This window comes from Serratia sp. (in: enterobacteria), assembly GCF_046715635.1.
GTDB lineage: Bacteria > Pseudomonadota > Gammaproteobacteria > Enterobacterales > Enterobacteriaceae > Chania.
Map to the genome: position 1 here is coordinate 1 of NZ_JBKJYW010000202.1, position 11,113 is coordinate 11,113.

Here is an 11,113-nt window from a genome sequence, read left to right on the forward strand (position 1 = left end):
GACAGTAAGCGGACGGGACGAGCAGGATGGGTAGTGATGTGGGAAGCGTGGTTTAAACTCCAAGACATCGTCGAAGGTTACAAACTGGCGAAATCTCTTGATCAGGAGATCTGATCAAGAGACAGCCTTCGGAGAGAGGGTTGGGGTGAGGGGGGAACCAAAAGCACCAAACTAAAACGTCGAATTTATTAACAAGGAGTGTTGATATCATGTTCTCAAAGATCATGTTTATTCTGTTTGCCGCCGCTGTGGTATTGGTGCTGATTAACTGGGAACGCCTGTGGGACGCTATCCGCCCGATGGTGTAATCAGCATAACCCTGCCCCTGCAAAAAGGGGCAGGTAATTCACTGAACTCTATCGATGGTACAGTCCCATTGCTGGTTTACCACGCTCTGATTAGCGGGAACGCAGATCCAGCGCCACGTCGACGATCATATCTTCCTGGCCACCCACCATACGGCGTTTCCCCAGCTCGACCAGAATGTCCACCGCGTTGATGCCGTATTTCGCCGCAGCCACTTCACAGTGGCGCAGGAAACTGGAGTAAACCCCAGCGTAGCCCAGCGCCAACGTTTCGCGATCGACGCGAACAGGCCGATCCTGTAACGGGCGCACCAGATCGTCGGCCGCATCCATCAGAGCATAAAGATCGGTCCCATGGTGCCAGCCAAGCTTATCCGCCGCAGCAATAAACACCTCAAGTGGTGCGTTACCGGCTCCGGCCCCCATACCTGCCAGGCTGGCATCAACACGATCGCACCCTTCTTCCACCGCCACCATCGAGTTGGCGACCCCAAGGCTGAGGTTATGGTGCGCATGCATACCGGTATGCGTTTCTGGTTGCAACACCGCTTTCAAGGCACGGAAACGGGCACGGATATCGTTCATATTCATCGCGCCGCCAGAATCCACCACGTAGATGCAGGTTGCCCCGTAACTTTCCATCAGCTTGGCCTGGCTGGCCAGGTTTTCCGGCGTCGTCATATGGCTCATCATCAGGAAACCCACGGTATCCATGCCCAACTCACGGGCATAGGCGATATGCTGTTTAGACACATCGGCTTCGGTGCAGTGAGTGGCCACACGCACCACCCGCGCCCCGGCGTTATAGGCATCCTTCAGATCGTGAATGGTGCCAATGCCCGGCAGCAGTAAGGTGGCGATTTTAGCGTGGGTGGTCACGTCAGCCGCCGCCTCAATCCATTCCAGATCGCTATGTGCGCCAAAGCCGTAGTTGAAGCTGGAGCCTTGCAGACCATCGCCATGCGCCACTTCTATCGAATCCACCTTCGCCGCATCCAGCGCCCTGGCAATGTCCTGCACATTCTGCAGCGTATATTGGTGACGAATAGCGTGCATCCCGTCGCGCAGGGTCACATCCGAGATATAGATTTTTTTCTCGTTCATAGCCGTTCTCCAGCAACATGCGCCATGGCCTGAGCCATACGCTCGGCGGTCGCCAGCGCAGCGGAAGTCATGATATCAAGGTTGCCCGCATAGGCAGGTAGGTAGTGTGCCGCCCCTTCAACCTCCAGAAACACCGAGGTTTTCAGGCCGGAATAGCGACCAATCCCCGGTAGGTTAAGCGGCGCATCGGCAGAGATGACATCAAACTGTACTTTCTGCTTCAGCCGATAACCTGGCACATAAGCTTGCACAGCCGCCACCATTTCGTTGATTGAAGCCTCAACCTTGGCTTGATCGACGGCTTCACTCAGCACATAGACAGTATCGCGCATCATTAATGACGGTTCCGCCGGGTTCAACACGATAATCGCTTTGCCCCTCTCTGCCCCACCGACCACCTCGATTGCCTTGCTGGTGGTTTCGGTAAACTCATCGATATTGGCACGGGTGCCCGGCCCGGCAGACTTGCTGGCAATGGATGCAATAATTTCGGCGTAATGAACCCTGGCCACCCGAGCTACTGCAGCCACCATCGGGATGGTCGCCTGCCCGCCGCAGGTCACCATATTGACGTTAACCTGGTTGAGGTTCTCCTCCAGGTTCACTACCGGCACGCAATAAGGGCCAATCGCCGCAGGTGTCAGATCGATCAGCCGGATCCCCGGTTTGGCCGCTCGCAGGATGGCATCATTTTTCACATGCGCGCTCGCACTGGTGGCATCAAAGACAAAATCAATGTCGGCGAACTCCGGCATCAGGATCAGCCCGTTAACACCGGTATGACAGGTTGCAACCCCCATCCGGCGAGCACGAGCCAGCCCGTCCGATTCAGGATCGATCCCCACCATCGCCCCCATCTCCAGATGCTTGGCATGACGCAGGATTTTAATCATCAAATCGGTACCGATATTGCCGGAACCGATGATTGCCACTTTTCTCTTGCTCATCATTGGCTATCCTCATAGAAGTGGGCCGTTACCGTGCCAACACCTTCAATTGTTGCCGTAAAACTGTCACCGGCTTGCACCGACACCATCGGGCCCAGTGCTCCGGTCAGCACCACATCGCCTGCCCGTAACGGCGTGCCGAGGCTGGCCATTTTGCGTGCCAGCCAGACGGCAGCATTGATCGGATGCCCAAGACATTCACTACCACGCCCGCTAGACACCACCTCGTTATTGCGCGTCATGCTCATGCCGCAATGTTGCAGATCCAGCTCATCGATCCGACGCACCGGACCACCCAGCACGTACACGCCACAGGAAGCGTTATCCGCCACGGTGTCAACAAACGCGATCGACCAGTCCTTGATACGGCTGCCCACCACTTCCAGCGCGGGCATTACCCACTTCACTGCGCCATATAACTCATCGAACGTGGTATCGGCATGCGGTAAATCGCGATCCAGCACCAACGCAATCTCCGCTTCAATACGCGGCTGCATCACCCGTGAGAACGGAATGCTCTGGTTACTGCCGTAGCACATGTCGGCAAACAGGGTGCCGAAGTCCGGCTGGTCAACCCCTAACTGTTGCTGAACCTTGGGATGGGTGAGCCCCACTTTGCGCCCCACCACTCGGCGGCCAGCAGCTTGCCAATGCTGTACGTTCAGTTGCTGGATGGCATAGGCCGCCTCGCCGTTCTCAATGCCGAGGCGATCGCGCAAGGGCTCAATCACCTTGCCGCTGGTCTCGGACTGCCGTAACGCCTCAGCCAATTGCTCCAGATTGTAATCACTCATCATTCGCTCCCTGATTAATGCTGTAGGAAATCCACTATCATGCGGTTAAAGGTATCGGCATGTTCCCATTGCGCCCAATGCCCACAGTTGCTGAACACATGCAGTTGTGACCCGGCAATGCCCGCCAACAGGCGCAGCCCGGTATCCATCGGTACAAAGCGATCGTTACGCCCCCAGACGATCAGCGTCTGGGCTTTGATTTCGCCCAGACGCGAGCTGAAATCCGGGAACTGCTTCGGATTAACAGACAGGCTCTTGACGAAGTTTTCCAGGTGGTCGCGGTGTGCCAGAATATTATCGAGGCGGGTTTTGAACAGCGCTTCGGTCAGATCGCTAGGATCGTACACAAAAATGTTCATCATTTTGCGCAGGTTCTCGATGTTAGGCTCACGGTAGAGCCCCTGCAGCAGCTTGATCCCTTCCGTTGGCATTGGCACAAACGGGCTCGCGCCACCGGTACCGCCACCCATCAGCACCAGTTTGCCGACGCGCTCTGGCCAGGTTAGGGTAAACGCCACGGCGCTGTGGCCACCCATCGAGTTCCCCAGCAGATGAACCTGCTGCAGATCCAGCTTGTCCACCAGCCCTTTCAAAATACGGGCATTGAGGTCTGAACGGGAGCCAGTACTGACAATCGAGTCACTCTTGCTCCAGCCGGGGCAATCCAGCAGGATCACGCGATAACCCGCAGTCACCAGCGGTTCAATATTACGGCTGAAGTTCGCCCAGCCGCTGGCTCCGGGGCCGGAACCGTGCAGCATCACCACGGTCTGCGCACCGCTGCCACAATCGTTGTAATGGATACGCAGGCTGGCTTCACCCTCGTGGATCTGCACGAAGCGGCTGGTATTTTCTTCAGTAAGGTCAAAAGATTGCGATGTCATGATGTTGTTCCTTTATCGTTATTATTTCAGCGGCGCGGCGCTAATCGAGCCGAATCCGGTGATCCACTCAGGCAGTTCACGGTAATAGCGACCCTCAGTCTGATAAGGACCAAACGCCGACAGCGCAGCAAAAGCGGCCATCCAGGCTTTAACCTCATGGGTTGAGCGGCCGGCGATCGCCGAGAGTTCGTCATTACCCAGCCCATCCAGTTCCGCCAACTGCCCGCCGGAAAGGGTGTCCATAAACTGGTTGTCCCAGACCGGGTTGAGAGGATGTAAGGTGTTCTGATCCTGCACAAAGGCACGGGCGGCAGAGATAACGCGGTGCTGGCGTAATTGGCGCTCGTCTGCCGGTAATTGGCGGCCACTGCCCAACAGGCGATCACGCATATGTGCGTCGGCTCCGGCCAACTGTGGTACCGGCGGCTGGTGCGAAAGCCCGCCGGAACCCAGGATCAACACCCGTTTATTGAGGCCACGGGCAAAACGCCCGATAGCTTCACCCAGCAGACGCGTACGTTGGAAACCCGGTAGTGGCGGGGCCACGCCGTTCACGAACACCGGCAACACCGGGTAATTCGCCAGGCCACCGAGCAAATACTCCAGCGGCTGGGCAAAACCATGATCCACCTGCATGCAGTAAGAAACCGCAACGTCGACCCCCGCATCCAACACTGATTGAGCGCAGGCTTCGGCTAGCTCTGCAGGTACCGGCAGTTCGCCAGCGGCACTGTTGAAATCACCAATCGCCGTCGCGGCCATACCAATGCAGAACGGCGGCATGATGTCGTAGAAAAAGCCGTTGTAATGATCTGGCGCGAACAGGATCACCAGTTCAGGATCAAATGCCTGGATCCGCTCCCGCGCATCGGCAATGGTTTTTTCCACTTCGGCCAGCACCTCAAGGGCCGGATCAACGTAACCCACCAGCGGGGAATGAGAGAGACAATGGAGATAAGCATTCATGTCAAGCCACCTTGTTTTTAATCATTGGAGTGTTTAGCGCGGAACGGAGCGAAACGGCTATTCCAGACGGCCCCAGATCCCGGGCGTAAAAGCCCCCTCTCACCTGCTCGCGACACCAGATCAACTCCCTCTCCTGCGTAAGAGAGTGGGGTGAGAGAGGGAAATCGGTTAGCCTTGGCGGGGCTAAATCAAGCTCTTTAGTGCAACCTGTGGATCAATCAATAGCCTTTCATCCACCGGGTTCCCTTGCTGGATCAGTCTGCGCAGATGGCGCATTTCTCGGCCCTGGTTCAACGTGATGGCCCCTACCAGCCGGCCATCTTGCAACGCAAACCAGATGGCGTTGTGCGCCTCAACGCTGCCGCGCACCAACCAATGTTCGCTCTGCATGGCGCCGATAAACTGAATATTGCTGTCGAACTGATCGGTCCAGAACCACACCGGCACCGTGGCCGGTAACGGCTGATCCAACATGGCACAGGCCGCCACCAGTGCCTGCTGGTTGGCGTTATCCCAGGTTTCCAGGCGGATAAGTTGCTCCCCCTGGCGGCGTAAGGTGACATCTCCAGCCGCATAAATATTGGCGACCGAAGTACGGCAATGGTCATCAACAATAATGCCGTTGGCGGTGGCTAATCCGGCCTGGGTAGCCAGGCGATCGTTGGCTTCAATGCCAATACCATAGATCAACGCGTCACCGATCAGCCGTTCACCATCCTGCAACGTCAGCACCACGTTTTCCTGTTCCAGGGCGGCGTGTTCAATTTGGGCATTAAGGCAAAGACGCACCTGATGCTGTTGATGCAGGCTCATCAGATAATCCCGCACCGGCGGTGGAGCATTGCGCCCCATTACCATCGGTGCCTGCTCAATCACCGTCACCTCGCAGCCACTCTGCTTCGCACTGGCGGCCAGCTCGAGGCCAATGGTGCCAGCACCGACAATCAGGATCCGTTGGCTGGCAGTCAGTGCGTCACGCAACCGCCTGGCATCCGCCGCAGTACGCAAGGTATGTGATTTATCACCTAACGCATCCAGCGATGTCAGCCGTCGTGCCTTGGCCCCGGTCGCCAACAGCAACCGGTCCCACTCCAGTTCTTCACCATCAGCCAGCAGCACCGTGTGCTGCAAGGTATCGATAGCGACAACCCGCGTATTGCGACGCAGGACAATGGCATTCTCCTCATAGAAGGAAGCAGGCAGAATGTCTTGCAACTGCGGAGTCGGCGACAGCAACATGGCTTTCGACAGAGGGGGACGTTCGTACGGAATTTCCAGTTCCTCGCCGATCAAGGTGATGCTACCGGTAAACTGTTGTGCACGTAGAGCTGCGGCCGCCATAGCCCCAGCCTGACCGCCGCCGATAATCACTATCTGTTTCATCTTTGCTCCTATAGCTGCAATCCACCCGCCACGTGGCGAATACCCCGAATGGCCAGACCCCCATCGGCATTGATCATCACGCCGCTCAACGTCCGGTTGTTACGGCGCGAGGCCAGCATCACGTAAGGGCCGGTAAAATCCTCCGGCGCAGGGGAGAATTGCAGCGGCAGAATGGCGGCAATCTTTTCCGGCGTCAGCGATTGCATAATCGAGGTGTCCTGCTGCCCAAGCGCCTGTGGGCCACGCAGGTCACTGGCCATGCCACAAGGCCCGACGCCATTGACCCGAACCTTGGGAGCCAGTTCATAAGCCAACTGACGGATCAGCCCTACGTCAGCATGCTTGCTGGCGGTATACAGCGGGCCACCACCACCGGGATACCAAGCCGCATTGGAAAGCGTGAAGATCATACTGCCGCAGGAGTGGATCAACGCCGGAGCGCTGGCTTTGGCACCCAACAGATAGCCTTTGACGTTAACGGCAAACAGCTCGTTAAAGCCGGACTCTAACTGCTCCGCCGGTGTCGCCAGCAACGAGGCATTATGATCCCAGATACCGGCATTGCCGATAAAACAGTCAAGACGACCAAAGCGGGACAGCGCCAGCTCAACCGCACGCTGATTATCAGCAAAGGAAGTCACATCCCCCTGCACGGCCACAACCTGCTCGCCAAACTGCTGCTGTAACTGGGACACCTTCTCTGCAGAGCGTTCCAGTGTCACCACGCGGGCGCCCTCTTCAATAAAACGCGCCACCAGTGCCAGCCCTAACCCTGAGCCACCTCCGGTTATCAGCACCACATCATCGTTGAGATCGGACATCAGGCTCCCTCCGGTAAATCGATAAACACGGCCCCCTCAATCACAGAGACCGGGTAGGTTTGCAACGGCACTGTGGCGGGCATGCATAACGCCTTGCCGGTTTTCAGGCAAAAACTGGCCGAGTGCAGCGGGCACTCCACGGTCGCGTCATCCTCGATATAGCCCTCAGACATCGAAGCATTACCGTGGCTGCAACGATCGTTGATCGCGTAATATTCCCCCGCCACGTGAAACAACGCGATCGCCGGTTCGGTATCCAGCCGCAGGGCTTCCCCCTCCGGCAACGCCCCGACAGAACAAGCATGGATTCGTTTCATCAGAACAGGATGCTCATGTTGTGGGAGGTGATAACCGCCTGGTCGAGAATGATTTCACGCCCACACAGCCCCCAGCCCTCCTTGGTTGAACGGCGGCGCAGCAGATCGGTACGGGTGCCAACGTAGATGGTTTCGTCACGCTCTTTTTGCGAGCGGTAAAGCAGGTAGTTCACCCGCACGGAGAACACATCGGCCTGCGCCGTTTCGCTGATAATGCAGTTGCTGACCATATGGCGAGTGCGGGAAGGTGGTTCTTCCGCCCAGGCCATGCCGGTTTCCAGTCGTGCAATCCGACGTTCAAGTTGTGATTTGGTGTCGTTGAAAATCCAGGTGGTTGGCGGCTGTATCCCTTTACGTCGATCGCGAGTCTGTGCATTCACCGTCGTACGCATGGTGTAGCTCAAATCGTCATCAAGCAGTTCCAGCCAGGCGCGGAACTCCCAATCATCCAACAGGGCTGCCTCGTGGTAGAGAAACTGGCTGATCTGATGCTGGAGTTCCATAGAGATTGGATGGCTCATTTCATCACCTCCTGTTGATAAGCGGCGGTTTTCTGTTGGACTTCCTGCCAGGTATCGCTGCTCAGCAAATCCGCCCAACGTTGGTACATGCCGCGCGCGGCGGTTTCAGAAAAGATGTAGTTGGTAATGCCGGGGATACCGTCTTCACGGCGTTTTTCCTGATGTAGTCCCATCTCCAGGCACAATGGATTGTGGCGGGCATGGTGGCCTTTGAGCAGTTTCTGGATCTCACACCAGTTTTCCGAGTCATCCTGCTCAAGGAAACCGGCAGGGCCGAAGGCTCGGGTCGCGCTGTTTTCAAACGCCGCTTTGGTTTCCGGCGAGGCGGCTTTGTCGGCAATACAGAATGCCCAGACTTCTACCTGATCCGGCCCGCGTGGATGCCAGACGCGCAGGGTGGCGGTACCATTGAGCCAGGAAAGGGTCGGGAAAATATTGTTATGCCCGGCCAGGCGCAAGGCACGGATTTTACCAAGGCGCTGCTCTGCTTCAGGGTAGCTTTCGCGGTAGTAGCGCGAGACTTCGCCATCAACCCACACGTTGGCATCGGGTTTTTCGGTGAAGAAGAAACCGCAGCCGTGGCCGTCCTGACCAAATTGCACCGCATCTTTGGCGGTTTCCCACACCGGGCGTGCGGTCTGATCTGCGCCCAGTTTTTTATCGCTGCCGTCCTGCATGCCGCCCAGCACCTGTACCGCAGAGACATGGCTGAACAGGGCATGATACTGATCGCTGGCAAACTGCTCTGCCGGGAATTTCCAGTTGCAGTTAATCACCCACTTCTGCACGCCACCGACAATTTCGGTGCCGCCTTCCCGGCGATCCAGCAAGCCATCCAGATACCAGCCCATATCCCCAAGGTATTCGCCAAGTGTCGGTGCGCTGGTATCCCAGTTGCCGAATATCAGGCCTTTATAGCTTTCGACACCGGGCACTTCCTTCAGCCCCCAATGTGATTTGCACAGGCCTTGTGGATAGGCGCGCGGCTCCAATGGCACCTCGGTCAATTCGCCATCAATACCATAAGACCAGCCGTGATAAGGGCAGGTAAAAGCGCGGGTATTGCCGCTGTCCGCATAGCTGACACGCATAGCGCGGTGGCGGCACTGGTTGAGAAACGCCTTGATGGAGCCATCTTTCTGACGGATAACGACTACCGCGTCTTCACCCATATAGGTGTTAAAGAAATCGCCGGGTTTGGGGATCTGACTTTCATGGGCCAGAAACAGCCAACAGCGGCCAAATATACGCTCCAGTTCTAATTGATAAATTTCCGGATCGGTATAGATCCGTGGTAGAACTTGCCCATTCCGGGTGTCGATCAAGCTATAAACATCTAATTTTGCGTTGGTGGTCATATTATTTGATCCTCATCCAAGAGATGTATTGACCTTCGTAGGGGTTACGCAAAGGATGTTGCTTTCCAGTTACTATTTTGTGAAATAGTAAAAAACGACCGTACCAGACATTTTTTCTATGATGGGAGAAAAAGGCATGGAGCTAAGACACTTACGTTATTTTGTCGCGGTAGCCGAAGAACTTAATTTCACGCGGGCCGCGGAAAAATTACATACGTCGCAGCCCTCCTTGAGCAGCCAGATTAAAGATCTTGAGGTTTGTATCGGCGTCCCATTATTGGTCAGAAATAATCGCCAGGTATCGCTAACCCGTGCCGGAGAGGTGTTTTTACATCAGGCGATCAATATTCTTGAATTGTCAGAGCAGGCAAAACAGCTGGCGCGTAAGGCCATGGAACAACAGGTTCGGCTGATCATTGGCTTTGTGCCCTGTGCGGAAGTGAATATCCTGCCCGACGTTCTGCCCCAGTTACGCCTGCGGCTACCGGCGTCCAGCATCGAACTGGTGAGTATCATTACCACTCGGCAAGAAGAGAAGTTATTGAAAGGGGAAATTGACGTGGGTTTTATGCGCCATCCGATTATCAGTAATCAGCTGAACTACCGGGTGGTTTATCGTGAGCCCTTGGTGGTGATGATGCCCATCAATCATCCACTGAGTAAAGAATCGCAGCTAGAGCCGCACCATCTTGATGGCGAAAATTTTATCAGTACCGATCCGGCCCACTCCGGCGCGTTACACCAGATGGTGACAGCCTACCTCACCGAATCTCACAGCAAACCCAAGATCGTGCAGGCAGCAACCAATATTCTGGTCACCATGAATCTGGTAGGAATGGGACTGGGCCTGTCAATTGTGCCGCGCTATGTCAGCCATTTTCAGTCATCAAACGTGGTGTTCCGACCACTGCCGGCCAGTGCGCCGCAGATTGAATTATTGATGGCGTGGCATCGGGAAAATGGCAACCCCGCCCTGGCACAAATGATTGATCTGGTTGAAGAACAACCCATAGCGTAGCGGCATCCAGACCTTTTTGTTTCAGTCTCATAACCCGCCACTTGGGCGGGCCTTTGAGCGATTGCTAGGTGATGGCTTCGCGCTTTTCCTTACGCACCACGTTGACCCGCCAGATACCAAAGCACACCAGCACCAGCGCCAAGGCATAACGCCATTCCATGATGCTTTCCTGTAAGAAAATGGCCGATAGCACCGCGCCGGAAACCGGGATCAGGAAGTTGAACGGTGCAATCATGCCCACGCGGTTATATTTCAACAGTAGGCTCCAGAGCGCGAAAGCGACCGAGGACAGCAACGCCAAGTAGCTCAGGATCGCCACCGAAGCCCAGCCGTGGAACTCCAGGCGTCCACCGGCCAGATAGCCACCAACTGTCAGCATCACGCCGCCGATGGCCAGTTGCCAGCCGGTCATAATAGTCGGATCGACCGTCTGTGAAATGCGCTTGCCATACAGCGTCGCGGCAGACAGGATAAACGCGGCGATCACCACAAAACCGTCTCCCAGCCAGCTAAAGCTGAAGTCCATCAGTTGGCTGTTGAAGTTCACTACCATCACCCCGGCAAAGCCCACCACGCAGCCGACGATTTTATTCATGCTAAGGCGATCGTTTTTATAAATGAAATGTGCCAGCAACACGCTAAAGAAGGTGCCGGTCGCGTTCATGATCGACCCTTTGACCCCGGTGGTGTAGGCC

Annotated in this window: 12 protein-coding genes; 1 reads left to right on the forward strand and 11 read right to left on the reverse strand. The window is 56.0% G+C overall.

Annotated elements, in window-relative coordinates; genetic code table 11:
- Positions 1–398: 398 nt before the first annotated feature.
- From mhpE to hcaE, 10 genes are all read right to left on the reverse strand, one after another.
- A complete protein-coding gene (mhpE, locus tag ACLQ7H_RS10025; RefSeq protein ID WP_411752526.1) occupies positions 399–1,409 on the reverse strand; it encodes a 4-hydroxy-2-oxovalerate aldolase in 1,011 nt (336 codons plus the stop codon).
- Positions 1,406–2,356 (reverse strand): acetaldehyde dehydrogenase (acetylating), encoded by a 951-nt coding sequence (locus tag ACLQ7H_RS10030; RefSeq protein ID WP_411752537.1) that lies wholly within the window; start codon positions 2,354–2,356, stop codon positions 1,406–1,408. Before ACLQ7H_RS10030 ends, mhpE begins: the two co-directional genes overlap by 4 nt.
- A complete protein-coding gene (gene mhpD, locus ACLQ7H_RS10035) occupies positions 2,356–3,150 on the reverse strand; it encodes a 2-keto-4-pentenoate hydratase (protein ID WP_411752527.1) in 795 nt (264 codons plus the stop codon). The genes ACLQ7H_RS10030 and mhpD overlap by 1 nt, the downstream gene beginning before the upstream one ends.
- A 14-nt stretch (positions 3,151–3,164) precedes the next feature.
- Complete coding sequence (locus tag ACLQ7H_RS10040) at positions 3,165–4,034, reverse strand: alpha/beta fold hydrolase (protein WP_411752528.1); 870 nt, start codon at positions 4,032–4,034, stop codon at positions 3,165–3,167.
- Positions 4,035–4,055: 21 nt separating this feature from the next.
- A complete protein-coding gene (gene mhpB, locus ACLQ7H_RS10045) occupies positions 4,056–5,000 on the reverse strand; it encodes a 3-carboxyethylcatechol 2,3-dioxygenase (protein WP_411752529.1) in 945 nt (314 codons plus the stop codon).
- 183 nt (positions 5,001–5,183) lie between these two features.
- Positions 5,184–6,383 carry a 3-phenylpropionate/cinnamic acid dioxygenase ferredoxin--NAD(+) reductase subunit gene (gene hcaD / locus ACLQ7H_RS10050; protein WP_411752530.1) on the reverse strand — a complete coding sequence of 400 codons (1,200 nt, stop codon included), beginning with the start codon at positions 6,381–6,383 and terminating at the stop codon, positions 5,184–5,186.
- 8 nt (positions 6,384–6,391) lie between these two features.
- The gene (gene hcaB / locus ACLQ7H_RS10055) at positions 6,392–7,204 is read right to left on the reverse strand and encodes a 3-phenylpropionate-dihydrodiol/cinnamic acid-dihydrodiol dehydrogenase (protein WP_411752531.1); all 813 of its coding nucleotides are present in this window, start codon (positions 7,202–7,204) and stop codon (positions 6,392–6,394) included.
- Positions 7,204–7,521 (reverse strand): 3-phenylpropionate/cinnamic acid dioxygenase ferredoxin subunit, encoded by a 318-nt coding sequence (hcaC, locus tag ACLQ7H_RS10060; RefSeq protein WP_411752532.1) that lies wholly within the window; start codon positions 7,519–7,521, stop codon positions 7,204–7,206. Before hcaC ends, hcaB begins: the two co-directional genes overlap by 1 nt.
- Complete coding sequence (gene hcaF / locus ACLQ7H_RS10065; protein ID WP_411752533.1) at positions 7,521–8,042, reverse strand: 3-phenylpropionate/cinnamic acid dioxygenase subunit beta; 522 nt, start codon at positions 8,040–8,042, stop codon at positions 7,521–7,523. The genes hcaC and hcaF overlap by 1 nt, the downstream gene beginning before the upstream one ends.
- Complete coding sequence (gene hcaE / locus ACLQ7H_RS10070; protein WP_411752534.1) at positions 8,039–9,400, reverse strand: 3-phenylpropionate/cinnamic acid dioxygenase subunit alpha; 1,362 nt, start codon at positions 9,398–9,400, stop codon at positions 8,039–8,041. The genes hcaF and hcaE overlap by 4 nt, the downstream gene beginning before the upstream one ends.
- Before the next feature lie 136 nt (positions 9,401–9,536).
- On the opposite strand from hcaE, the gene hcaR reads away from it, so the two are divergent.
- The gene (gene hcaR / locus ACLQ7H_RS10075) at positions 9,537–10,418 is read left to right on the forward strand and encodes a DNA-binding transcriptional regulator HcaR (RefSeq protein ID WP_411752535.1); all 882 of its coding nucleotides are present in this window, start codon (positions 9,537–9,539) and stop codon (positions 10,416–10,418) included.
- Positions 10,419–10,482: 64 nt separating this feature from the next.
- Here hcaR and ACLQ7H_RS10080 read toward each other — a convergent pair.
- The coding region (locus ACLQ7H_RS10080) for a DMT family transporter (RefSeq protein ID WP_411752536.1) at positions 10,483–11,113 on the reverse strand (631 nt) is incomplete at its 5' end.

Coding starts and splice junctions, on each gene's coding strand:
- mhpE (WP_411752526.1), bottom strand. CDS start 1,409: ATGAACGAGAAAAAAATCTATATCTCGGATGTGACCCTGCGCGACGGG.
- mhpB (WP_411752529.1), bottom strand. CDS start 5,000: ATGAATGCTTATCTCCATTGTCTCTCTCATTCCCCGCTGGTGGGTTAC.
- hcaD (WP_411752530.1), bottom strand. CDS start 6,383: ATGAAACAGATAGTGATTATCGGCGGCGGTCAGGCTGGGGCTATGGCG.
- hcaC (WP_411752532.1), bottom strand. CDS start 7,521: ATGAAACGAATCCATGCTTGTTCTGTCGGGGCGTTGCCGGAGGGGGAA.
- hcaE (WP_411752534.1), bottom strand. CDS start 9,400: ATGACCACCAACGCAAAATTAGATGTTTATAGCTTGATCGACACCCGG.
- hcaF (WP_411752533.1), bottom strand. CDS start 8,042: ATGAGCCATCCAATCTCTATGGAACTCCAGCATCAGATCAGCCAGTTT.
- ACLQ7H_RS10040 (WP_411752528.1), bottom strand. CDS start 4,034: ATGACATCGCAATCTTTTGACCTTACTGAAGAAAATACCAGCCGCTTC.
- mhpD (WP_411752527.1), bottom strand. CDS start 3,150: ATGAGTGATTACAATCTGGAGCAATTGGCTGAGGCGTTACGGCAGTCC.
- hcaB (WP_411752531.1), bottom strand. CDS start 7,204: ATGTCCGATCTCAACGATGATGTGGTGCTGATAACCGGAGGTGGCTCA.
- ACLQ7H_RS10030 (WP_411752537.1), bottom strand. CDS start 2,356: ATGAGCAAGAGAAAAGTGGCAATCATCGGTTCCGGCAATATCGGTACC.
- hcaR (WP_411752535.1), top strand. CDS start 9,537: ATGGAGCTAAGACACTTACGTTATTTTGTCGCGGTAGCCGAAGAACTT.